19 protein-coding genes and 2 pseudogenes are annotated in these 22,280 nt (G+C 64.2%); 18 read left to right on the top strand and 3 right to left on the bottom strand.

From position 1 onward, the window contains the following. The first annotated feature begins 305 nt into the window (after positions 1–305). The 4 genes from phaC (GIB19_RS00900) to GIB19_RS00885 all read left to right on the top strand — a co-directional run bounded on the left by phaC (GIB19_RS00900) (position 306) and on the right by GIB19_RS00885 (position 5,272). Positions 306–1,985 (top strand): class II poly(R)-hydroxyalkanoic acid synthase, encoded by a 1,680-nt coding sequence (gene phaC / locus GIB19_RS00900; RefSeq protein ID WP_099430639.1) that lies wholly within the window; start codon positions 306–308, stop codon positions 1,983–1,985. A 63-nt stretch (positions 1,986–2,048) separates the two neighbouring features. Beyond that, positions 2,049–2,900 (top strand): poly(3-hydroxyalkanoate) depolymerase, encoded by an 852-nt coding sequence (gene phaZ, locus GIB19_RS00895; protein WP_099430640.1) that lies wholly within the window; start codon positions 2,049–2,051, stop codon positions 2,898–2,900. A 61-nt stretch (positions 2,901–2,961) separates the two neighbouring features. After that, the gene (gene phaC / locus GIB19_RS00890; RefSeq protein WP_099430641.1) at positions 2,962–4,644 is read left to right on the top strand and encodes a class II poly(R)-hydroxyalkanoic acid synthase; all 1,683 of its coding nucleotides are present in this window, start codon (positions 2,962–2,964) and stop codon (positions 4,642–4,644) included. A gap of 13 nt (positions 4,645–4,657) precedes the next feature. Then, the gene (locus GIB19_RS00885) at positions 4,658–5,272 is read left to right on the top strand and encodes a TetR/AcrR family transcriptional regulator (RefSeq protein ID WP_027592421.1); all 615 of its coding nucleotides are present in this window, start codon (positions 4,658–4,660) and stop codon (positions 5,270–5,272) included. Between the two features lie 120 nt (positions 5,273–5,392). Here the strand turns inward: GIB19_RS00885 and GIB19_RS00880 are convergent, their stop codons facing one another. After that, positions 5,393–6,196: a phasin family protein gene (locus GIB19_RS00880; protein WP_274882871.1), complete on the bottom strand. Its 804-nt coding sequence runs from the start codon at positions 6,194–6,196 to the stop codon at positions 5,393–5,395. Positions 6,197–6,206: 10 nt separating this feature from the next. Further along, entirely contained in the window at positions 6,207–6,626 is a 420-nt protein-coding gene (locus GIB19_RS00875) for a phasin family protein (RefSeq protein ID WP_027592419.1), read from the bottom strand. A gap of 188 nt (positions 6,627–6,814) precedes the next feature. Between GIB19_RS00875 and GIB19_RS00870 the strand changes: the two genes are divergently transcribed. After that, a complete protein-coding gene (locus tag GIB19_RS00870) occupies positions 6,815–11,572 on the top strand; it encodes a dermonecrotic toxin domain-containing protein (protein WP_274882867.1) in 4,758 nt (1,585 codons plus the stop codon). A gap of 28 nt (positions 11,573–11,600) precedes the next feature. On the opposite strand, the gene GIB19_RS00865 is transcribed toward GIB19_RS00870, so the two are convergent. After that, positions 11,601–11,876, bottom strand: a complete 276-nt coding sequence (locus GIB19_RS00865) for a polyhydroxyalkanoic acid system family protein (RefSeq protein WP_027592417.1) — start codon at positions 11,874–11,876, stop codon at positions 11,601–11,603. 124 nt (positions 11,877–12,000) lie between these two features. Here GIB19_RS00865 and ubiE point away from each other — a divergent pair, with 124 nt between their 5' ends. The 13 genes and pseudogenes from ubiE to GIB19_RS28300 all read left to right on the top strand — a co-directional run bounded on the left by ubiE (position 12,001) and on the right by GIB19_RS28300 (position 22,197). Beyond that, positions 12,001–12,771, top strand: a complete 771-nt coding sequence (ubiE, locus tag GIB19_RS00860) for a bifunctional demethylmenaquinone methyltransferase/2-methoxy-6-polyprenyl-1,4-benzoquinol methylase UbiE (RefSeq protein ID WP_274882863.1) — start codon at positions 12,001–12,003, stop codon at positions 12,769–12,771. After that, positions 12,771–13,394 (top strand): ubiquinone biosynthesis accessory factor UbiJ, encoded by a 624-nt coding sequence (locus GIB19_RS00855; RefSeq protein WP_274882862.1) that lies wholly within the window; start codon positions 12,771–12,773, stop codon positions 13,392–13,394. The genes ubiE and GIB19_RS00855 overlap by 1 nt, the downstream gene beginning before the upstream one ends. Beyond that, positions 13,391–15,010 (top strand): ubiquinone biosynthesis regulatory protein kinase UbiB, encoded by a 1,620-nt coding sequence (ubiB, locus tag GIB19_RS00850; protein WP_099430646.1) that lies wholly within the window; start codon positions 13,391–13,393, stop codon positions 15,008–15,010. Before GIB19_RS00855 ends, ubiB begins: the two co-directional genes overlap by 4 nt. 72 nt (positions 15,011–15,082) lie before the next feature. Then, positions 15,083–15,475 carry a phosphoribosyl-AMP cyclohydrolase gene (gene hisI, locus GIB19_RS00845; protein ID WP_027592414.1) on the top strand — a complete coding sequence of 131 codons (393 nt, stop codon included), beginning with the start codon at positions 15,083–15,085 and terminating at the stop codon, positions 15,473–15,475. A 1-nt stretch (position 15,476) separates the two neighbouring features. Continuing rightward, on the top strand, positions 15,477–15,812 hold the full coding sequence (locus GIB19_RS00840) for a phosphoribosyl-ATP diphosphatase (protein WP_274882851.1): 336 nt from the start codon (positions 15,477–15,479) through the stop codon (positions 15,810–15,812). A 25-nt stretch (positions 15,813–15,837) separates the two neighbouring features. Continuing rightward, positions 15,838–16,110, top strand: coding sequence for a twin-arginine translocase TatA/TatE family subunit (locus tag GIB19_RS00835; protein WP_099430648.1), 273 nt, complete (start codon positions 15,838–15,840; stop codon positions 16,108–16,110). A 3-nt stretch (positions 16,111–16,113) separates the two neighbouring features. Then, entirely contained in the window at positions 16,114–16,500 is a 387-nt protein-coding gene (tatB, locus tag GIB19_RS00830; protein ID WP_027592412.1) for a Sec-independent protein translocase protein TatB, read from the top strand. After that, positions 16,497–17,285, top strand: coding sequence for a twin-arginine translocase subunit TatC (gene tatC, locus GIB19_RS00825; protein ID WP_027592411.1), 789 nt, complete (start codon positions 16,497–16,499; stop codon positions 17,283–17,285). The genes tatB and tatC overlap by 4 nt, the downstream gene beginning before the upstream one ends. Next, positions 17,282–17,989 carry a 16S rRNA (uracil(1498)-N(3))-methyltransferase gene (locus tag GIB19_RS00820; protein ID WP_274882847.1) on the top strand — a complete coding sequence of 236 codons (708 nt, stop codon included), beginning with the start codon at positions 17,282–17,284 and terminating at the stop codon, positions 17,987–17,989. The genes tatC and GIB19_RS00820 overlap by 4 nt, the downstream gene beginning before the upstream one ends. 48 nt (positions 17,990–18,037) lie before the next feature. After that, positions 18,038–19,153, top strand: a pseudogene (locus GIB19_RS28315) (methyl-accepting chemotaxis protein); the annotation flags it as partial. After that, on the top strand, positions 19,136–20,008 hold the full coding sequence (locus GIB19_RS28310; RefSeq protein WP_446731368.1) for a methyl-accepting chemotaxis protein: 873 nt from the start codon (positions 19,136–19,138) through the stop codon (positions 20,006–20,008). The pseudogene GIB19_RS28315 and the gene GIB19_RS28310, both read left to right, overlap by 18 nt. A gap of 245 nt (positions 20,009–20,253) precedes the next feature. Further along, positions 20,254–21,294 (top strand): annotated as a pseudogene (locus GIB19_RS28305) (methyl-accepting chemotaxis protein); the annotation flags it as partial. 9 nt (positions 21,295–21,303) lie between these two features. Continuing rightward, complete coding sequence (locus GIB19_RS28300) at positions 21,304–22,197, top strand: methyl-accepting chemotaxis protein (protein ID WP_371097099.1); 894 nt, start codon at positions 21,304–21,306, stop codon at positions 22,195–22,197. The last annotated feature ends 83 nt before the right edge of the window (positions 22,198–22,280 follow it).

Raw genomic sequence — 22,280 nt, 5'->3', positions numbered from 1 at the left:
AATGCCCCTACAGGCAGCTCAGTGACGGGCTGTCTTGCGCATTACATGAAAGTCGGGTAACCAATGGAGCTGGCAAGTTCCCTGCATCGCCTTGAAGGCAATCAGGGCCTGGCCGGTATGTAGAGGTCGCGAGCGAAAGCAGGCTGTCTTCACACGCAGAATTCCCCGCAGCTCATCGCCGAATGCATCCGGCCCGCAGCACCGCTGTTCCTTATCACTGGTCACCCGAGTAGCAGTACCGGGCTCTGGACTGTGCAAGCGCCACAGGCAACCGGTACTCGTCTCTGGACAACGGAGCGTCGCAGATGAGTAACAAGAACAACGATGAGTTGCAGCGGCAGGCCTCGGAGAACACCCTGGGGCTGAACCCGGTCATCGGCATCCGCCGCAAGGACCTGTTGAGCTCGGCACGCACCGTGCTGCGCCAGGCCGTGCGCCAACCTTTGCACAGCGCCAAGCACGTGGCGCACTTCGGCCTGGAGCTGAAGAACGTGCTGCTGGGCAAATCCAGCCTCACCCCCGAAAGCGACGACCGCCGCTTCAACGATCCGGCCTGGAGCAACAACCCCCTTTACCGCCGCTACCTGCAAACCTACCTGGCCTGGCGCAAGGAGCTGCAGGAGTGGATCGGCAACAGCGACCTGTCACCACAGGACATCAGCCGCGGGCAGTTCGTCATCAACCTGATGACCGAGGCCATGGCGCCGACCAACACCCTGTCCAACCCGGCAGCGGTCAAGCGCTTCTTCGAAACCGGTGGCAAAAGCCTGCTCGATGGCCTGTCCAACCTGGCCAAGGACGTGGTCAACAACGGTGGCATGCCCAGCCAGGTGAACATGGACGCCTTCGAAGTGGGCAAGAACCTGGGCACCAGCGACGGCGCCGTGGTGTTCCGCAACGACGTGCTGGAGCTGATCCAGTACAGCCCCATCACCGAACAGGTGCATGCGCGGCCACTGCTGGTGGTGCCGCCGCAGATCAACAAGTTCTACGTGTTCGACCTGAGCCCGGAAAAAAGCCTGGCGCGCTTCTGCCTGCGCTCACAACAGCAGACCTTCATCATCAGTTGGCGCAACCCGACCAAGGCCCAGCGCGAGTGGGGCCTGTCGACCTACATCGATGCGCTCAAGGAAGCGGTCGATGCCGTGCTGGCGATTACCGGCAGCAAAGACCTGAACATGCTCGGCGCCTGCTCTGGCGGCATCACCTGCACCGCACTGGTGGGCCATTACGCCGCCCTGGGCGAAAACAAGGTCAATGCCCTGACCCTGCTGGTCAGCGTGCTGGACACCACCATGGACACCCAGGTCGCGCTGTTCGTCGATGAACAGACCCTCGAAGCCGCCAAGCGCCACTCCTACCAGGCCGGCGTGCTCGAAGGCAGCGAGATGGCCAAGGTGTTCGCCTGGATGCGCCCCAATGACCTGATCTGGAACTACTGGGTCAACAACTACCTGCTCGGCAACGAGCCGCCGGTGTTCGACATCCTGTTCTGGAACAACGACACCACGCGCCTGCCGGCTGGTTTCCATGGCGACCTGATCGAGATGTTCAAAAGCAACCCACTGACCCGCCCCGGTGCACTGGAAGTGTGCGGCACGCCGATCGACCTGAAGCAGGTCACCTGCGACATCTACAGCCTCGCCGGCACCAACGACCACATCACCCCGTGGCCGTCCTGCTACCGCTCAGCGCACCTGTTTGGCGGCAAGATCGAGTTCGTGCTGTCCAACAGCGGCCACATCCAGAGCATCCTCAACCCACCGGGCAACCCCAAGGCGCGCTTCATGACCGGCGCCGATCGCCCGGGCGACCCCGTGGCCTGGCAGGAAAACGCGACCAAGCATGCCGACTCCTGGTGGCTGCATTGGCAAAACTGGCTGGGCGAACGTGCCGGCGACCTGAAAAAAGCGCCAACCCGGCTGGGCAACCGCGCCTATGCCGCTGGCGAGGCATCTCCGGGCACCTACGTTCACGAACGTTGAGTTGCAGCGCCGTGGCCACCTGCGGGTGGGCCACGGTGTTCACTTCACCACAGAGCCACGCGCATGCCGTCACCCTATATCTTCAGGACCGTCGAACTGGACAACCAGTCCATCCGCACTGCCGTGCGCCCGGGCAAGCCGCACCTGACGCCGCTGCTGATCTTCAACGGCATTGGCGCCAACCTGGAGCTGGTGTTTCCGTTCATCGAAGCGCTGGACCCAGACCTGGAAGTCATCGCCTTCGACGTACCGGGCGTAGGCGGCTCGTCGACGCCACGCCAGCCCTATCGCTTTCCGGGGCTGGCCAAGCTCACGGCACGCATGCTCGACTACCTCGACTACGGCCAGGTGAATGTGATCGGCGTGTCGTGGGGCGGCGCCCTGGCGCAGCAGTTTGCCCACGACTACCCCGAGCGCTGCAAGAAGCTGGTGCTGGCGGCCACGGCTGCCGGCGCGGTGATGGTGCCGGGCAAGCCCAAGGTGCTGTGGATGATGGCCAGCCCCCGGCGCTACATCCAGCCTTCGCATGTAATCCGCATCGCCCCGCTGATCTACGGCGGTGGCTTTCGCCGCGACCCGGACCTGGCCATGCGACACGCAGCCAAGGTGCGCTCCGGCGGCAAGCTGGGCTATTACTGGCAACTGTTCGCCGGGCTTGGCTGGACCAGCATTCACTGGTTGCACAAGATCCAGCAGCCCACCCTGGTACTGGCTGGCGACGACGACCCGTTGATCCCGCTGATCAACATGCGCCTGCTGGCCTGGCGGATTCCCAATGCCCAGCTACACATTATCGACGACGGCCATCTGTTTCTGATCACCCGGGCCGAGGCCGTCGCCCCGATCATCATGAAGTTCCTCCAGCAAGAGCGTCAGCGCGCGGTCATGCATCCGCGCCCGGCTTCGGGCGTGTAGGGGCGGGTTCGCCCGCGACGGGGCCAGCAGGCGCCAAGGGTCAAGACGAGGGAGTGTTGCCATGAAAGACAAACCGGCCAAAGGAACGCCAACGCTTCCCGCCACCAGCATGAACGTGCAGAACGCCATCCTCGGCCTGCGCGGGCGCGACCTGATTTCCACGTTGCGCAGTGTCGGCCGTCATGGCTTGCGCAACCCGCTGCATACCGCCCGCCACCTGCTGGCCCTGAGCGGCCAGCTGGGCCGCGTGATGCTTGGCGACACCCCTTACCAGCCGAGCCCGCGAGACACCCGTTTCAGCGACCCGACCTGGAGCCAGAACCCGTTCTACCGGCGCGGCCTGCAAGCCTACCTGGCCTGGCAGAAGCAGACCCGCCTGTGGATCGATGAAAGCCACCTGGACGACGACGACCGCGCCCGCGCGCAGTTTCTGTTCACGCTGATCAACGATGCCCTGGCGCCCAGCAATTCGCTGCTCAACCCACTGGCCGTGAAGGAGCTGCTCAACACCGGCGGGCAAAGCCTGGTGCGTGGCGTGGCGCACTTGCTTGACGACTTGCGCCACAACGATGGCTTGCCTCGCCAGGTGGACGAACGCGCCTTCGAGGTGGGTGGCAACGTCGCGGCAACCCCCGGCGCCGTGGTGTTTCGCAACGAACTGCTGGAGTTGATCCAGTACCAGCCGATGAGCGAAAAACAGCACGCCCGCCCACTGCTGGTGGTGCCGCCGCAGATCAACAAGTTCTATATCTTCGACCTCAGCTCGACCAACAGCTTTGTCCAGTACATGCTCAAGAACGGCCTGCAGGTGTTCATGGTCAGTTGGCGCAACCCCGACCCTCGGCACCGCGAGTGGGGGCTGTCGAGCTACGTTCAGGCCCTGGAAGAGGCGCTCAACGCGTGCCGCAGCATCAGTGGCAACCGCGACCCCAACCTGATGGGCGCCTGCGCTGGCGGCCTGACCATGGCAGCGCTGCAAGGCCACCTGCAAGCCAAGCACCAGTTGCGCCGAGTGCGCAGCGCCACGTACCTGGTCAGCCTGCTGGACAGCAAGTTCGAAAGCCCCGCCAGCCTGTTCGCCGACGAGCAGACGATCGAGGCGGCCAAGCGCCGCTCGTACCAGCGCGGCGTGCTGGACGGCGCCGAGGTGGCGCGGATCTTCGCCTGGATGCGGCCCAATGACTTGATCTGGAACTACTGGGTCAACAACTACCTGCTCGGCAAGACCCCGCCCGCCTTCGACATCCTCTACTGGAACGCCGACAGCACACGCCTGCCGGCGGCGCTGCACGGCGACCTGCTGGACTTCTTCAAGCACAACCCGCTGACCCACCCGGCAGGCCTTGAGGTGTGTGGCACGCCCATCGACCTCAAGCAGGTCGACCTCGACAGTTTCACCGTGGCCGGCAGCAACGACCACATCACCCCGTGGGATGCCGTGTACCGCTCAGCCATGCTGCTGGGCGGCGACCGACGCTTCGTGCTGGCCAACAGCGGGCATATCCAGAGCATCATCAACCCACCTGGCAACCCCAAGGCCTACTACCTGGCCAACCCGAAGCTGTCCAGCGACCCGCGTGCCTGGTTCCACGACGCGCAGCGCAGCGAAGGCAGTTGGTGGCCTTTGTGGCTGGAGTGGGTCACCCCGCGCTCCGGCCCGCTGAAAGCGCCACGCACCACGCTTGGCAATGCCACCTATCCGCCGCTGGGCCCTGCGCCAGGCACCTATGTCCTGACCCGATGAGCACACCGCCCGGATGAAGACCCGCGACCGTATCCTTGAATGCGCCCTGCAGCTGTTCAACCAGCAAGGCGAACCGAATGTCTCGACGTTGGAGATCGCCAACGAACTGGGCATCAGCCCTGGCAACCTGTACTACCACTTCCATGGCAAGGAACCGGTGGTGCTGGGCCTGTTCGAGCGTTTCGAAGAAGCGCTGATGCCGCTGCTCGATCCACCGCTTGAAGTGCGCCTGGAGGCCGAGGACTACTGGTTGTTCCTGCACCTGATCGTCGAGCGCATGGCCCAGTACCGCTTCCTGTTTCAGGACCTGTCTAACCTGACCGGGCGCCTGCCGAAGCTGGCCCGCGGCATGCGCAGCCTGATCAACGCACTGAAGCGAACCCTTGCCGCGTTGCTGGCCAGCCTCAAGGGCCAGGGGCAAGTGGTGAGCGAAACCCAGGCGCTGGGGCAGTTGGTGGAGCAAATCACCCTGACACTGATGTTCTCGCTGGATTACCAGCGCGTGCTGGGGCGGGAGGGGGATGTGGGGATCGTGGTGTACCAGGTGATGATGCTGGTGGCGCCGCATCTGCAGGCCCAGGCCCGGGCGGCGGCGGAGCAGTTGGCGGTGCGGTATCTGGAGGGGTAGTGCCGCATCGGCGGTGCCCTCTTCGCGGGGCAAGCCCGCTCCCACAGAGACCCAGCTCAGGGTTTGCAAGCTGAGCTGAATCTGTGGGAGCGGGCTTGCCCCGCGAAGAAGGCGACGCGGTTAGATCAGGGTACCGGTACCGGTCGCTGCCGACGGTGTGCTGCTGGCCGGTGCCGCGCTTGGCGCTGGCGCTGCAGCTGTAGCAGTCGGAGCCGGTGCCGCACTGGCCGCAGGTGCTGCCGGTTTGGCGGCGGCCGGTTTGGCGGCGGCCGGTTTGGCCGGGGCCTTCTTCACTGCCGGTTTCTTCGCCGCTGCAGGCTTGGCCGCAACAGGCTTGGCAGCAGGTTTGGCCGCAGGCTTGGCAGCAGCGGTTTTCGCAGCAGGTTTAGCCGCAGGTTTTGCCGCAGCCGCTTTGGCCGCCGGCTTGGCTGCTGCGGTTTTCGCAGCAGGTTTGGCAGGCGCCTTGGCCAGTGGCTTGGCAGCGGCTTTGCTCGCAGCCGCCTTGGAGATCGGTGTGACCGAGGCACCGGTCAGTTTCTCGATCTGCTTGGTCAGGCTGTCCACTTGCTGGTGCAGCGCCTTGATCTCATTGCGGCTTGGTACGCCCAGGCGCGAGATGGCGCTGTTCAGGCGCTTGTCGAAGGCTTCTTCTAGCTCGCTCCACTTACCCAGCGCGCGATCTTTCACGCCGGACACGCGCGACGTGGTCGAAGCCTTGGCGCTATCAGCCACGTCTTCGGCGGTCTTCTTCGCCTGCTTCTCGGCCTTCTCGCCGTCCTTCACCAGCGTATCGAACAGCTTCGGGCCGTCCTGGTCGATCTTCGAATAGATCCCCAGGCCCGCCAGCCAGATCTTGCGGGAGTACTTCTCGATCCCGCCGACCCAGGAGCTGCTTTCTTTGTCGGAATTCTTCTTGCCAGCCATCCTGCTCTCCTTATGGTTTGTGCGCGACGCGCTCAAGCAGCTCGTGCAGCTGTTCAAGCTTGATGGACAACGCCTCAACGTCATGTTTAGACGGAATGCCAAGGCGATTCAAGGCGCGACCAACCCGTGCGTCGAAAGCTTTTTCGATCTTGTCGAGTTGAACTTCGACCTTGCCGCGTACGCGGCTGACTTCCTGGGTCGCTTCATCCAGCTGGTTGTTGGCCGCATCGAGCTCTTTGTCGATGCGCTTCTTGCCACGTTTTTCAACGCCTTCGCCGGCTTTGACCAGCTCGTTGAAGTACTCGGAACCTTCCTGGCCGACGCGGGCATAGGCGCCGATACCTGCCAGCCAGATCTTGCGCGCGTAACCGCGCACTTCGCCCAGGGTGCCTGGAGCGTCGTCCTTTTTCTTCACATTCACTTTGGCCATGCTCTGTACCTCATGCTCATGAGTGGAGAGGAACTGCCCATGGAGGTTGGGCTTGAGCATAAGGTAGGGAAGAAAATTAGAAACCTCACCCTAAGCTCACGCGGCATAAGGGGGCCAAACATGTACCGCCGCCGCCGCAGGCATCGGCGCTAGCGTGCGAGCATTCCCGCCACCGGAGCTCACACCTCATGCCTGCGTCCCCACCCTTGCAGCCCACCACGTTCAAGCAACGGGTAGCCAGCCAATTCGCCCAACGCCCCACGCTGCGCGAGGTGGTTGCCAAGGCCGGCTTGACGATCTTGGCCAACCGCTACCCCTGGATCACCCGCAACCACCCGCAGTTGCAGTCCCTCGAGCCCTTCACGCTGATCCACGGCGCAGGCAAGCAACCGGCACAGGTCTCCCTGGTAACCACGCTGCTCGACCATTTTCTGACGGGCAAAGGCATGGCCCTCACGCGCACAGACGTGCTCAGCATCGCGCCGCCCCTGCCCTTTCTGCCGCAGGCGGCAGGTGTCGGCCCGAACGCCCAGCCCGAAGTCAGCCTGAACATGGACAACCTCAACCGCGACTTCGATGAACTGCTGGCGGCCCTGACCGAAGCCTTTCAGCAGGCGCAGATTGGTTTCTGGGCTGCAAGCGACGCCACATCGGGCCTGTCCCATGTGCACAGTTTGGCGCAGACCTTGAAAGCCGCCCTGCTGCTAGGCGTGGAACGGCAGGGCTTGTCCGAACCGGCGAAAGCCGTGCTGTATGGTGTGATCAACGGCACGGCCAGCGCGCTGGCGATCAACCGGCTGCAGGTCACCCTCGATGAGCATCCACCCCAGGCCTTACCGGACCTGTTGATCATCGCCGAGGCCGGGATGGTGCTGTGGTGTAAACCTTCAGGCGCGGTGCGCAGCTACGTTGACCTTACGGCCTTCGCCGAGGCCCTTCGCGACGCACTGGCGCAGCAGTATCAATTCGACACGCTGCGCTGGGCACAGCAACCACTGAACACAGACCCGTTCGCGTTCCAGTCCACTGAACTACTCAATGGCATCCTCGATAGGGTCGGCCGCCTGCGGTTGTCCACGCTCACCAGCGTCCACGCGCTTGAGGAGGCCTTCAGCACCTTGAGCGACCCTTCGTCCCATTTCCTCGACCTGCCCCTGCCAAGCACCGAGCAGCCACTGCTAAGCCTGCCCACCTGGCTGAATCAAGCAGACAGCACCGGCCACCTGCTGTACGCCGAAGCCCTGCTGGAGCTCGCCGCCAGCCAGGCGCACGCCCAGGGCAGGACGTCGTTCGACGCTATAGAAACCCTGGGCCGCTATGCCGCTCGCCGGCTGCGCGAGCAGATGCGCGCGGACTTCCCAGCCGAAACACCACAGGACCCCGACCAGCTGCTCGTGCAGATCTCGGTGGTGGTACCGCTGTCGTCGTCCGGCCCCGCGCAATTGAACTACCTGAAAAGCATGACCCTGACGGAACTGGCCATTGCACGCCTGCACACGGGCAGCGACGAAGTGGCGTCCGGCCTGCTCGACACCCACGCACGGCCTCTGGGCAGCTGGCTGAACCTGGATTACGTCAACCGCTTGATCTCGACCGTGGATGTCGGCGGGCGTTACCCCGCTTATGTCGCCCACCAACTGCAAGACGCCACGCTCAAGGCCAGCCGCCTCCAGCGCCATGCCACGGAATGGCGCAGCACCCTGCAGTTCGCCGCGCTCAGGGCCAGGATCGAAGCCAAGCTCAGCGCACAGGCCTGCCAGGCAATCGTCGATTTCTGCCGTGCCAATCAAGCGTCACCTGATGCGCTCAGCATTGCGCCACTGGCGTTTCTGCCTGCACCGGGTGCCTCCGAAGGCAACACGGTGCACGGCATGTTCCTGATCAAGGTAAAGGCCAACCAGCGCTGGGTCCTGTATCGCCCCCTGTTCGCGGATGACGCCGTGGCAGAGTTTGCCAGCCTGGACAGCCTGATGGCGCAGATACGGGCTGATCAGGCGTTGCAGCAACAGCTGCTGGCCTGGATGGATGACGACGCCAGGGGCATCTACCAGCACGGCGGATTCGAACGTCCGCACCTGCATAGCCGCCTGTCGGCCCTGGCGCACTTGATTGGCACGCAATCGGCGTTGGTGGACACCCTGGTGGAACGCCTCAGGGTCCCTGTTACAGCCGTTCACACTCCTTGGCTGGAAGATTTGGACAACCACCTCTACAACGCACGCATTCAGACAATGCTACTGCTGGCTTCCCGGCAGAGCCGCTCGAATGCGCAACAGCGCTGGGCCTTGATCGTGCAGTGCGGCTGGGTTCTGTTCAACACGGTCACGCCCCTGCTGCGTGGCCCTGCGGCCATGCTGGCTTGGCTGGTCGCTGCCGTGGCAACACTCAAGGATGACCTGCCCGCGCTGTCCGATGGCAGCGCGGAAGAACAGGCCTTGGCAGCGGCAGATGTGCTGACCAACCTGGCCCTGTTGTTGATGCAGGGCCCCACAGCCGCAACGCATGCGGGGGTCAGCTCGGCAGCGGCGGACGCCATGGCCCTGGAAGGCCCCGCCCGCAGGGCACCCTCCACGCCGGTTACCGTTGAGGCACCCAAGACAGCGGACTGGGTCGAGCCCCACCAGGCGCAACGCCCCGGCCACGTCAGTGTGAGCCGTTGGCACAACAGCCAGCGGGTGGGCAATTTGCCCTCCCACGCCCGCCAGCGCCTGGGTGAACTGCGCGCAGGCGTTTCCCTGCAAGGCCATGCGGCTGAAACACAAGGCCGCCTACGCGGGTTGTACAAGGTGCAAGAGCGGCTCTACGTGAACCTGCAGGACGTGGCCTACGAGGTGCAGGAAACCTGGGGCGGAATCCAGATCATCGGCCCGGACACCAGCCAGGGCGAATGGCACACACGTTGGGGCGGCGCGCCCGACGGCTACTACATTGTCGGGCGCGAACGCAGCAAAGGCCCTTGGCTGCGGCGCTGGAATGACGAATGGGTCCTGGACCTGCACTTGGCCGGCGGCATGCCAAAAACCCGGGAAGCCATCACCGCGCAGAATCGTCAGCACTACGATGCACTGCAAGCGACCGGTCAAGCCAACCAGGACAAATTGACCCAGCTCGAACCCTTCATGGAGCGCAACCGCATCGAGCTTGAAGCGTTTGACGACGAGGCGGCCGCGTTCAGCCTGGCGTTCAATGCGTTGCCCAAACCCGACGTCAAGGCACTTCCACCGGCGCTTCGGGTGCAGCGCCAGGCAGTGCTGGAAATGCGCAGGCAGCACCTACCGCAGATCGCCGCGGGGTCGCTGTACCTGGAGAAGCAGGCCAGCTTGCTGCATGCCAACGCCGACCTCTACCGGCAGATGCTCGAGCCTCGCTACCTGAAGTACGACCGTTCGGGCGCCACTGCACGCCGGCTCAGCAACTGGACAGAAGCCGCCATCGACAATGACATGCTGCTGGTGCGGCGCCTGCTCGAACTGGTCGACCACGAACACTTGCAGGAGCAATCCGTGGGCTTGCGTGGGGTGCCTGACAGTGACGAGCAGAGGGGCCGACACGCCGTATTTCGCGAATCGACCCGAGACGCGCTGAAGGTCAGCCGCCGCCTGCTCGTGGTCAGCGAGCGGCTGGATAAAACGCTTTCCGACGTGCTCAGCGATACCCGGGTCGCCTATCCAGACAAGAAAGCCAAGATCGAACGCGCCATCAAGCTGCGCCCTTACTCGTCGTTGATCGTCCGCGCACAGATTGTCAGCGACCTGGCTTACCTGACACTGGACAAGACCCTGCTCACTGCCGAAGCGGCCATTGACCTGCTGCCCTTGCAAAACAGCCTGAGCGACACGGACCTGTCAGCAGCGCTGTGGAGCCACGATGGCGTTGCCTCTGCCAACCTGCCTGCCGACCAACAAGCGGAGGTGCTGGGCAACGCCCTGCGCGTTTACCGGGCCGTCATCGGCAGGGCCAGGTACATGCAATCCTTCACTGCACCCGCCGTGGACACCACGATGCTGCAGGCCTACATCGAGGCGATGACGGGCCTGGAACGCCTGGCAGAAACCGACTTGAGCACCGCCTTGATGAATGCCGAACAGGGCACATCGTCCCCTGCGCGACAGCTGACCCACCGTGTCAGGGCCGGCAAACGCACCCTGATCCGAACCTCCCGAGGGCGCTCGGTGCTGGTCGAGCGGGACCTGGAAGGCGATCATGCCGTTCAGCGCAACCCGGCCACCGAGCAACCTGGGGGCGCCTATGAGCGGCGCAATGGCCAATGGTTCGAAGTCCCAGGCGAGGAGCGCCCCGCCGCGCAAGACACCGCCCAGCTGCGCAGTCGCGCGCAACACCTGCTGGCGCAAGTGAGTGACCGGGTCGCGCTGGCAGCGCGCTACGCGAACGAGCCGAACAGCCTGGCCGACCTCATGGATTGGCAGATCGAGGACATGCGCAAGGTCGAGCAGCACGTAAGCGCCGCCGATGACCGGGCGTCCGAAGGCCTGGCTAGCCAACTGCGCGATGCCATCGCCTCGCTGAACACCGAAAAACGCCGACTGCTCACCGACGCCTACCTCAACACCCGCCACCCGGACAGCAGTGCGTTACGTTACCTGTATCAGCAACAGCGGATCGAGATCGCCCTGAGCACATCGCGAAAGCCGCTGCGCACCGCCAACGACTACCTGGACGTCTACCAGATCAAGGACGTGCAGGTGCCCAATGCGGTGCTGTGGGAAGCTCACTTCCACTACCGCAGCGCCGACGCGGCGCCCCGCACCTTCGTCAAAGGCCACCTGAAGCACTGGGAGCCGCGCCCCGCGCGTGCCAGCAGGGCCGAAAAGGCGCGCGAGGTCAGGCTAGAGCACGCCCATACAGCGGCTGAACGGATCAACATCTACCGCGGCGACCTGCGCCTGGACCAGATAGAGGGCATCATCCCCTTTCCGGCCCACTGACGGGCCGGTCAACAGCACAGCCCTGGTGTCAGGCCAGGGCTTTGTCCAGCGCCCGCTCGATCTCGCTCTTGATGCTAGCGCCCATGATCGACAGCATCATGCCGAGCTTGAGTTCGACGCGGATGGTGTCTTCGCCAATCTGCACGCTGCCGTTGGCGCCGCTGCGCGCGACGTCGACGCGGTCGCCGTTCCAGGTGGCCTTGAGGTCATATTCGCGGCTGAGCTTTTCTACCAGCGCCTCGGCCTTGGCGCGGGCAGCCTCGCGGCCGAGGGAATGTTTGCGTTCGACGCTGATCTGGGTCATGCGGGTGATCCTGGGTATGAAGACATAATCAGCATTATGCCCGCCCCTGCCCCCTGGCACACCCCGCCAAGACAAATCCGCCCATTCGCCCTAGAATGGCGGTAATTTTTTCCGGTGAAGCGATATGAACGACCAGCGCAAAGGCGAACACGCCGAACCCACCACCCATTTTGGCTACACGGACGTACCGGAGAGCCAGAAAGCGAAGAAAGTCGCCGAGGTGTTCCACTCCGTGGCCGCCAAGTACGACCTGATGAACGACGTACTTTCCGGCGGCATGCACCGCCTGTGGAAGCGCTTCACCATCGAGCTGTCGGGCGTGCGCAGCGGCAACCGCGTGCTGGACATCGCCGGCGGTACCGGGGACCTGGCCGCCAAGTTCTCGCGCCTTGTAGGCCCGACCGGGCAGGTAGTGCTCGCCGACATCAACGATTCGATGCTCAAGGTCGGCCGTGACCGCCTGCTCGACCGTGGCGTGGCCGGCAACATCGAGTTCGTCCAGGCCGACGCCGAGAAGCTGCCGTTCCCGGACAACCACTTCGACTGCGTGACCATCGCCTTCGGCCTGCGCAACGTCACCCACAAAGACGAAGCCATTCGCTCGATGCTGCGCGTGCTCAAGCCCGGCGGCCGCCTGTTGATCCTGGAATTCTCCAAGCCGACCAACAAGCTGATGTCCAAGGCCTATGACGCCTACTCGTTCGCCTTCATGCCACTGGCCGGCAAGCTGATCACCAACGACTCGGAAAGCTACCGCTACCTGGCCGAATCGATCCGCATGCACCCCGACCAGGAAACCCTCAAGGCCATGATGGTCGACGCCGGCTTCGACCGCGTCACCTACCACAACATGACCAGCGGTATCGTCGCCGTGCACCGGGGAATCAAGCCCTGATGCTGCTGGCCGGGCTGCTCGCCAGCGTCGAACATGGCCTGAACCGCGTCCTGCGCATGGACAGCACGGCGCTGCCGCGGCTGGCCGCGCTCGAAGGCAAGGTCATCGAGATCGATTGCCGTCAGCCGGCCCTGCAGGTGTTCATCCTGCCCGATGAAGACGGCCTGATGCTGGCCGCGCACTGGGAGGGCGAGGTCGACTGCAGCCTGCGCGCCCCTGCCGGCAGCCTGGCGCAACTGGCCCTGGCCAAGGACAAGACCGCCGTGCTGCACAGCCCGCAGGTCGAACTGCATGGCGACAGCGCTGTGTTGCTCGACCTGTTCGGCGTGTTGCAAGACCTCGAACTGGACTGGGAGCACGAGCTGCAGCGCTGGCTCGGCCCGGTGGCCACGGCGTTGCTGGCCGGCCACATTCGCCTGCGCGCGCGCTGGACCCGCCAAGGCCTGACGCGCTTCAGCCAAAACCTCTCCGAGTACCTGGCCGAAGAGTCGCGCACCCTGGTGGGCAAACGCGAAGCCGAAGCCGCCTTCAGCGAGCTCGATGCCCTGAAGGTGGATATAGAACGCCTCGAGGCGCGCCTGCAGCGCCTCTCCCGATCCCTTGATACCAGCGATAACGCATGAAGCTGCTCGCCGTCCGCCGTCTCTTTCGCATCCAGCGTGTGGTGATCCGCTACCGTCTCGATGACCTGTTGTTCGACCTGCCCCTGCCCTGGTGGCTGATGAGCCTGCGCCTGCTGATGCCTTGGCGCTGGCTGCCGCGCAAGCCCTCCGCGCTCAGCCGCGGTGCGCGCCTGCGCCTGGCGCTGCAGGACCTGGGGCCGATTTTCATCAAGTTCGGTCAACTGCTGTCCACCCGCCGCGACCTGCTGCCCACCGACATCGCCGACGAACTGATGGGGCTGCAAGACCGCGTGCCGCCGTTCGACCCGAAACAGGCCGTGGCGTTGATCGAAGAACAGCTCGGCGCCAAGGTTGGCGAGGTGTTCAGCCGTTTCGACGTCGAGCCACTGGCCTCGGCCTCGGTGGCCCAGGTACACGCCGCCCGCCTGAAAAGCGGCGAAGAAGTCGTGGTCAAAGTGGTCCGCCCGGGCCTCAAGCCGGTCATCGCTCAAGACCTGGCCTGGTTGTTCCTGATCGCCAAGGGCGCCGAGCGGGTGTCTGCCGACGCCCGCCGCCTGCACCCGGTGGAGGTGGTCAACGACTACGAAAAGACCATCTACGACGAACTCGACCTGCTTCGCGAGGCGGCCAACGCCAGCCAGCTGCGGCGCAACTTCGAAGGCTCCGAGCTGATGTACGTGCCCCAGGTGTACTGGGACCTGTGCCGGCCCAAGGTGCTAGTGATGGAGCGTATCTACGGCGTGCCGGTCACCGACATGGCGACCCTGGCTGACCAACGCACCGACATGAAGCTGCTGGCCGAACGCGGTGTGGAGGTGTTCTTCACCCAGGTGTTCCGCGACAGCTTCTTCCATGCCGACATGCACCCCGGCAACATCTTCGTCAGCACGGTCAAGCCGTGGAGCCCGCAGTACATCGCCATCGACTGCGGCATCGTCGGCAGCCTCACGTCGGAAGACCAGGACTACCTGGCGCGCAACCTGTTTGCCTTCTTCAAGCGTGACTACCGCCGCGTTGCGCAACTGCACATCGATTCGGGTTGGGTGCCGGCGCACACCAAGGTCAACGAATTCGAGGCGGCGATCCGTACGGTGTGCGAGCCGATCTTCGAAAAACCGTTGAAAGATATTTCCTTCGGCCAGGTGCTGATGCGCCTGTTCCAGACTGCCCGGCGCTTCAACATGGAAGTCCAGCCTCAGCTGGTGCTGCTGCAGAAGACCTTGCTCAACATCGAAGGCCTGGGCCGTCAGCTCTACCCGGACCTGGACCTGTGGAGCACCGCCAAGCCGTTCCTGGAGCGCTGGATGCGCGAGCGCTACAGCCCCAAGGCCATGGTCGGCAACCTATACAGCCAGGCCGAGCAGCTGCCGCACCTGGCCGGCATGACCCGCGACCTGCTCGAACGCCTGTCGCAACCGCACCTGCACGACCCGCAGATGCCCGAGCGCCGCCGCCAAGGTGACCGCTGGGCGCTGCGCCTGCTGGGCGCCGGCTTGCTGGGTGGTGGCGCGGTGCTGGCCGCCGGCGCCGCCGAGGCCGCCAGCCTGGCCGCCCCAGCCGCTTGGCCAGCCTGGCTGATGCTGGCCGCCGGCCTTTACCTGATCGTGCGCCAATAGCCAGCCGGCCCGCTGGCTGGCACACTAGCGCAAAGGGCCTGGCACAGGAGCGGGCCCGTTTTGGAGTGGACGATGAAAGACTGGCTGGACGAGATCAAGTGGAACAGCGATGGCCTGGTACCGGCCATTGCCCAGGACCACAAGACCGGACGCGTGCTGATGATGGCCTGGATGAACCGCGAGTCCCTGGCCCTGACCGCCGCCGAGCAACGCGCCATCTACTGGTCGCGCTCGCGTGGCAAGCTGTGGCGCAAGGGCGAGGAATCTGGCCATGTGCAAAAACTGCACGAAATGCGCCTGGACTGTGATGCCGACGTGATCATCCTGATGGTCGAGCAACTGGGCCATATCGCCTGCCATACCGGCCGCGAAAGCTGCTTCTACCGCGTCTTCGAAGACGGCCAGTGGAAAACCGTCGACCCGGTCCTGAAGGACCCGGACGCCATTTATAGCGCAGGACACTGACATGAGCGACACCCTCAACCGCCTGGCCGAAGTGCTGGAACAACGCAAGCACGCGGCACCCGACAGCTCCTACGTGGCAAGCCTGCATCACAAGGGCTTGAACAAGATCCTCGAAAAGCTCGGCGAAGAGTCTATCGAAACGATCATCGCCGCCAAGGACGCCGCTGTCAGCAAGGATTACAGCGATGTCATCTATGAAACCGCCGACCTGTGGTTTCATAGCTTGGTCATGCTCAGCGCGTTGGGGCAACACCCACAGGCCGTGCTCGATGAACTGGAGCGCCGTTTCGGGCTTTCCGGGCATGACGAGAAGGCTGCGCGTCAACCTTCCGTCTGACTGTATAGAATTCTAGGAGAGCAACATGGGTATCTTTGACTGGAAACATTGGATTGTCCTGCTGGTCGTCGTCGTTTTGGTGTTCGGCACCAAGAAGCTGAAAAACCTCGGCAGCGACCTCGGCGAGTCGATCAAAGGCTTCCGCAAGGCCATGAACGACGAAGAAAACAAGCCGGCCGAGCAGACCCCGCCGCCTGCCCAGCCTGTGCCACCGGTGCAGAACACTGCACAACAGCCTCAGGGCCACACCATCGAAGGCCAGGCCCAGCCGGTCCAAGAGCCGCAGCGGAAAGACTGACCCATGTTCGGCATCAGTTTCAGTGAGTTGCTGCTAGTAGGCCTCGTCGCCTTGCTGGTGCTCGGCCCCGAGCGCCTGCCCGGCGCCGCGCGCACGGCAGGGCTGTGGATCGGCCGCCTCAAGCGCAGCTTCAACAGCATCAAGATGGAAGTCGAGCGCGAGATCGGTGCCGACGATATCCGTCGCCAGCTGCACAACGAGCACATCCTGCAAATGGAAGAGCAAGCCCGGCGCATCCTCAACCCGCAGACGCCACCGGTGCAGCCCCCTGTCACCACGGCCACGGTGCAGCCGCCTGCTGGGCTCGAAGCCACGCCAGACGCTACGCCGGCCGCCCCAACAGCGCCGGCCGCCCCCTCTGAACCGCCACAACCGCCGCGAGCCCCATGAGCGAAAATCCGGAACACGACCAGCCCATGCCGCTGGTCTCGCACCTGACTGAACTGCGCACCCGCCTGTTGCGCTGTGTCGCCGTCATCTTCCTGATCTTTGCCGGGTTGTTCTCTTTCGCCCAGCAGATCTACACCTTGGTGTCCGCGCCGCTGCGCGACCACCTGCCGGCCAATGCAACGATGATCGCCACCGACGTGGCCTCGCCGTTCCTCACGCCGTTCAAGCTGACCATGATCGTTTCGCTGTTCCTGGCGATCCCGTTCATCCTTCAGCAGATCTGGGGCTTTATCGCACCTGGGCTGTATCGCCACGAAAAACGCATCGCCATACCGCTGCTGGTGTCGAGCATCTTCCTGTTCTACGCCGGCATGGCCTTCGCCTATTTCCTGGTGTTCCCGCTGATTTTCGGCTTCTTCGCCAGCGCCACGCCCGAGGGTGTGTCGATGATGACCGACATCGCCAGCTACCTCGACTTCGTCATGACCCTGTTCTTCGCCTTTGGCGTCGCCTTCGAGATCCCGGTCGCCGTGGTGCTGCTGGTGTGGATCGGCGTGGTCGACGTGAAGTACCTGAAGAAGGTCCGCCCCTACGTGATCATCGGCTGCTTCGTGGTCGGCATGGTCCTGACCCCGCCAGACATCTTCTCGCAGACCCTGCTGGCCGTGCCCATGTGGCTGTTGTTCGAGGTCGGCGTGCTGTGTGGCAGCCTGATCCGCAAGCGCGGTGCGCACGATGAAGCGGCCAACGACCACAACGACCAGCCGCCAGCGACGCAACCGTGAACCTGCTGCTACTCGAAGAAGCCGATTTCATCGCGGCCGACCGCGTGGTGCTGGCCGACCGGCGTTTCACCCACATGCAGGAGATCCACAAGGTCGCGGTGGGCGATAGCCTGCGCGTCGGCGAGGTCAACGGTTTGATGGGCCGCGCCACCGTGGTGCGCCTGGAAGGCCATGAGGCAGAACTGCACGTCGGCTTCGACCAGCCACCGCCCGCCAAGCTGCCGCTGACCCTGGTGCTGGCCGTGCCGCGGCCAAAAATGCTGCGCCGGCTGTTCCAGACCATCGCCACGCTGGGTGTACCGCGCCTGATCCTGGTGAACAGCTACAAGGTCGAGAAGAGCTTCTGGCAAACGCCATTTCTGAACCCCGACAGCATTCGTGAAAACCTCATCCTGGGCCTGGAGCAGGCACGCGACACCGTGCTGCCCGAGGTGATCATCGAGAAGCGCTTCAAGCCCTTCGTCGAAGACCGCCTGCCCGCCATTGCCGAAGGCACGCTGGGCCTGGTGGGCCACCCGGGCCCCTACCCCGCCTGCCCGCGCGCCGTCGAACAAACGGTGACCTTGGCCATTGGCCCCGAGGGCGGCTGGATCCCCTACGAGGTCGAGCTGCTGGGCAAGGCTGGCCTGGCACCGGTGCAACTGGGCGAACGCATCCTGCGCGTGGAGACTGCCGTTACCGCGCTGCTGTCGCGCATTTTCTGACGCATCAGTCAGTCTTTTCCCCCCATCAAGTTTCTCTCTCCCAGGCCGATGCCTTGGCAACACAATAATTATCCGTGCTGCCAAGTTACCGGAGAGTCGAACATGTACCGATGGTTAGCCCACTCGCTGGGGAACGTAAGCGTCAATCGCAAGCTAGGGCTGGGCTTTGGCCTGGTATTGCTCCTGACCCTGGCCATTACCCTGACCGGCTGGCACGGCCTGGACAGCGTCATCGACCGCGGTGACAAGCTGGGCAATATTTCGGTGATCCAGCAGTACACCCAGGAACTGCGCATCGCGCGCCAGCATTACCAGCGCAACCGCGATGACGCCGCTGTCGCCGAGCTGGAAAAGGCCCTGGTCAACCTCGATCGCCAGGTGACGTTGATGCTGGGCCAGATCGACCACCCTGCCGACCGTCAGCACCTCGAACAACAACGCGAGGCGGTGCGCATCTACCAACAAGCGTTCAACGACCTGAAGCAGGCCGGCCAGCGCCGCGAGGCCAGCCGCAGTGTGCTCGGCGACAGTGCCGACAAGGCCGTCGAGCTGGTCGGCCGCGTGCAGCAGGGCCTGCTGAAGGGGGGCGATATCGCCCAATACCAGCATGCGGTGGAGGTAAGCGCGCTGCTGCAACAGGCGCGCTTCCAGGTCCGCGGTTACACCTACAGCGGCAACGCCGAGTTCCAGCAGACCGCACTGAAGGCCATCGACGCAGCCCTGGCCGAACTCAAGGCACTGCCCGCCAAGGTGCCGGCAGAGCATGCCGCCAGCCTCGACAACGCCGCTACCGCCATGGCCGGCTACCGTGATGCGGTCAACCAGTTCAGCAACGCGCAGACGGCCAGCGAGCAAGCGCTGCAACACATGGCCGACCAAGGCACGGTGTTGCTGCAAGCCAGCCAGGCGATGACCACGTCGCAAACCGCAGTGCGCGACGCTAGCGCTACCCAGGCCAAAACCCTGCTCGCCGCCGCCACCGCCTTGGCCTTGGCCCTGGGCCTGCTGGCGGCCTGGGCGATCACCCGGCAGATCATCATCCCGCTGCGCCAGACCCTGAGTGCTGCCGAGCGCGTGGCCAATGGCGACCTGAGCCAAGACCTGCAGGTGCAGCGCCGCGACGAGCTGGGCCAACTGCAGGCCAGCATGCACCGCATGACCCAAGGCTTGCGCGAACTGATCGGCGGCATCGGCGACGGCGTCACGCAGATCGCCAGCGCTGCCGAAGAGCTGTCGGCGGTAACCGAGCAGACCAGCGCCGGGGTCAACAACCAGAAGGTCGAGACCGACCAGGTGGCGACGGCCATGAACCAAATGACCGCCACCGTGCACGAGGTGGCGCGTAGCGCCGAGCAGGCCTCGGAAGCGGCCCTGATGGCCGACCAGCAGGCCCGCGAGGGCGACCGGGTGGTGGGCGAAGCGGTGGCGCAGATCGAACGCCTGGCCTGCGAAGTGGCCAACTCCAGCGAAGCGATGAACCAGCTCAAGGCTGAGAGCGACAAGATCGGCAGCGTCCTCGATGTGATCAAGTCGGTGGCCCAGCAAACCAACCTGCTGGCCCTTAACGCGGCAATCGAAGCGGCACGCGCAGGTGAAGCCGGGCGGGGCTTTGCCGTAGTGGCCGACGAAGTGCGCAGCCTGGCCCAGCGCACGCAGCAGTCGACCGAAGAAATCGAAGAGTTGATTGCCGGCCTGCAAAGCGGCACCCAGCGCGTGGCCAGCGTGATGGACAACAGCCGCCAGCTGACCGACAGCAGCGTTGAGCTGACCCGCCGCGCGGGCGGCTCGCTGGAGACCATCACCCGTACCGTGTCGTCGATCCAGGCGATGAACCAGCAAATTGCCACGGCGGCTGAGGAACAAACCGCTGTGGCCGAGGAGATCAACCGCAGCGTGATGAATGTGCGGGACATCTCTGACCAGACGTCGGCGGCCAGTGAAGAGACGGCCAGTTCCAGTGTCGAGTTGGCGCGGTTGGGTACGCACCTCCAGGGGTTGGTCGGACGGTTCCGGCTCTGATCAGCGATTTTCGGCGCGTGTGCTGGCCTCTTCGCGGGTAAACCCGCTCCTACAGGTAAAGCGCTACCCCTGTGGGAGCGGGTTCACCCGCGAAGAGGCCGGCACAGGCAGAGCCTTCCTACCAGTTACAGCGAAATTTCCTACCTGATTTTCAGGTCAAGTCCTACACCTCCGCTGCCGATGGGCAGGAGTGTCATGCCGGCATTGTGCCCGCACGACCTCTCTCAAATGGACGGAGAATCACCATGCTCGGTTACCTTAACCGCAGGCTCGGCAACATCGGTGTCGGCGCCAAGCTCGCCCTCGGCTTCGCCGTGGTCTTGCTGCTTACCCTGGCCACCACCCTCAGCGGTTGGCGCGCGCTGGATGGCGCCATCAGCCGTTCGGAGCAACTCAGCGAAATCGGCCTGATCAACGACCTGGTCAAAGACCTTCGCGCAGAGCGCATCACCTACCGCGTGCTCAGTGATGACGCCAGCAAGTCGCGTATCGTGCGCATCCTCGATCAGCTGGAAGGCATGCTGACTACCCTGCAGCAGCGCAGCAACGTCGATGACTCACGCCAGATGCTCACCCAGAAACTGCAGCTGCTGCAGCGTGTGCGCGACGACTTCGCTGAACTGCAACGCCGGGTCGGCCAACGCCAAGCGCGGCGCGATGCGATGCAGGCACAGGAACAGAAACTCAACGACGTCATCGATGAGCTGCAGACCCAGGCTTTGCTGAAGATGCCCGACGATAGCCGGCAAAGCGGCCTATTGGGCCTGATGGACACCCTTAGCCGTCACGTCGACGTTGCCAACCAGCAGAGCCTGGTGCCGGCGTATACCTTCTCGCCCGTCGAAGACTTCGCCAAGGTCGGTGATGCTGCCTTGAATGCCGCCGACAGCAGCCTGGGGCAGTTGCTCAAGGACCTTGCGCCCTTGGGCCTGTCGCGCACATTGACCGAACAACCCGGCACCGAACTGGCCAACTACCGCGCCAGCCTGGACCAGTACCGCAGCGTCGCCATACGGGTCGAGCAGTTGCAAGGCAACATGGAAAAGATGGGCGATGAACTCAGCGCCGTCAGCGTGGAGCTGGGCGAGCGCAAAGTCGAACAACGCGACAGCGAAGCCCTGGCCGCCCGCTCGTTGCTGACCAGCGTGGCCGTACTGGCGCTGCTGGTCGGCGTGCTCGCCGCCTGGCTGATCACCTTGCAGATCACCCAACCGCTGCGCCAGACGCTGACCTTGGCCGCCCGTATCGCCAAGGGTGACCTGAGCCAGGTCGAGCCGGTGCTGCGCCGCGATGAGATGGGCCAGTTGCAGTCCAGCATGCGCGACATGACCGTGAGCCTGCGCGAGCTGATCGGCGGCATCGACCAGGGCGTCGGCCACCTGTCGCAGGCGGCCTCACAGCTGGCGGCCAGCAGCGAAGACACCAAGCTGCGCATCAGCCAGCAACGCGAAGAAACCGACCAGGTCGCCACCGCCATGAACCAGATGAGCGCGACCGTGCAGGAAGTCGCGCAAAATGCCGAGCAGGCCTCCATGGCCGCGACCAACGCCGACCAGCAGGCGCAGATGGGCGATCAGGTGGTGGCCGAAGCCATCGGCCGCATCGAGCAACTGGCCGGGCAGATGGACCATTGCCTGGCGGCCATGCAGCACCTGGCGGGCGAGAGCCAACGCATTGGCAGCATCCTCGATGTGATCAAGTCGGTGTCCGAACAGACCAACCTGCTTGCCTTGAACGCGGCGATCGAAGCGGCACGGGCTGGTGAAGCCGGGCGTGGCTTTGCCGTGGTGGCCGATGAGGTGCGGGGTTTGGCCCAGCGTACCTCTACGGCAACCGAAGAGATTGGGCAGCTGATCGACAGCCTGCACAGCGGTACTGACGAAGTGAACCGATTACTGGACAGCAGCAAGAGCCTGACCGAGCAGAGCGTGGAGCTGAGCCGCAAGGCCGGGCATGCGCTGGGGCAGATCACCGACACGGTGTCGAGTATTCAGGGCATGAACCAGCAGATTGCCACGGCCAGTGAAGAGCAAAGCGTGGTGGCCGAACAGATCAACCGCAGTGTGCTGAATGTGCGCGATGTGTCGGACCAGACCAGCGCGGCCAGCGAACAGACGGCGGCGTCGAGCGGGGAGCTGGAGCAGTTGGGGCGGCAGTTGCGGGGGATGGTGGGGCGGTTCAGCCTTTAATACTGCTTGTGTTCATGCGCCTCCCTGTAGGAGCAGCCTTGTGCTGCGAAGAGGCCGGTAGACTACCCGTGATCTTCGCAGCG

This window comes from Pseudomonas sp. ITEM 17296, from assembly GCF_028895205.1.
In the GTDB taxonomy this organism is placed as follows: Bacteria; Pseudomonadota; Gammaproteobacteria; order Pseudomonadales; family Pseudomonadaceae; genus Aquipseudomonas; species Aquipseudomonas kermanshahensis.
The sequence above is the reverse complement of the archived record's forward strand: the minus strand, read 5'-3'. Positions and strand labels throughout refer to the sequence as shown.

Excerpts from the sequence above, each read along its gene's own strand:
- GIB19_RS00880 (WP_274882871.1), bottom strand. The coding sequence starts at position 6,196 with ATGGCTGGCAAGAAGAATTCCGACAAAGAAAGCAGCTCCTGGGTCGGC.
- GIB19_RS00840 (WP_274882851.1), top strand. The coding sequence starts at position 15,477 with ATGAGCGACACCCTCAACCGCCTGGCCGAAGTGCTGGAACAACGCAAG.
- GIB19_RS00875 (WP_027592419.1), bottom strand. The coding sequence starts at position 6,626 with ATGGCCAAAGTGAATGTGAAGAAAAAGGACGACGCTCCAGGCACCCTG.
- GIB19_RS00855 (WP_274882862.1), top strand. The coding sequence starts at position 12,771 with ATGCTGCTGGCCGGGCTGCTCGCCAGCGTCGAACATGGCCTGAACCGC.
- ubiE (WP_274882863.1), top strand. The coding sequence starts at position 12,001 with ATGAACGACCAGCGCAAAGGCGAACACGCCGAACCCACCACCCATTTT.
- GIB19_RS28310 (WP_446731368.1), top strand. The coding sequence starts at position 19,136 with ATGCACCGCATGACCCAAGGCTTGCGCGAACTGATCGGCGGCATCGGC.
- GIB19_RS00870 (WP_274882867.1), top strand. The coding sequence starts at position 6,815 with ATGCCTGCGTCCCCACCCTTGCAGCCCACCACGTTCAAGCAACGGGTA.
- ubiB (WP_099430646.1), top strand. The coding sequence starts at position 13,391 with ATGAAGCTGCTCGCCGTCCGCCGTCTCTTTCGCATCCAGCGTGTGGTG.
- phaZ (WP_099430640.1), top strand. The coding sequence starts at position 2,049 with ATGCCGTCACCCTATATCTTCAGGACCGTCGAACTGGACAACCAGTCC.
- phaC (WP_099430641.1), top strand. The coding sequence starts at position 2,962 with ATGAAAGACAAACCGGCCAAAGGAACGCCAACGCTTCCCGCCACCAGC.
- GIB19_RS00885 (WP_027592421.1), top strand. The coding sequence starts at position 4,658 with ATGAAGACCCGCGACCGTATCCTTGAATGCGCCCTGCAGCTGTTCAAC.
- GIB19_RS00835 (WP_099430648.1), top strand. The coding sequence starts at position 15,838 with ATGGGTATCTTTGACTGGAAACATTGGATTGTCCTGCTGGTCGTCGTC.
- phaC (WP_099430639.1), top strand. The coding sequence starts at position 306 with ATGAGTAACAAGAACAACGATGAGTTGCAGCGGCAGGCCTCGGAGAAC.
- GIB19_RS28300 (WP_371097099.1), top strand. The coding sequence starts at position 21,304 with ATGGGCCAGTTGCAGTCCAGCATGCGCGACATGACCGTGAGCCTGCGC.
- hisI (WP_027592414.1), top strand. The coding sequence starts at position 15,083 with ATGAAAGACTGGCTGGACGAGATCAAGTGGAACAGCGATGGCCTGGTA.
- GIB19_RS00865 (WP_027592417.1), bottom strand. The coding sequence starts at position 11,876 with ATGACCCAGATCAGCGTCGAACGCAAACATTCCCTCGGCCGCGAGGCT.
- tatB (WP_027592412.1), top strand. The coding sequence starts at position 16,114 with ATGTTCGGCATCAGTTTCAGTGAGTTGCTGCTAGTAGGCCTCGTCGCC.
- tatC (WP_027592411.1), top strand. The coding sequence starts at position 16,497 with ATGAGCGAAAATCCGGAACACGACCAGCCCATGCCGCTGGTCTCGCAC.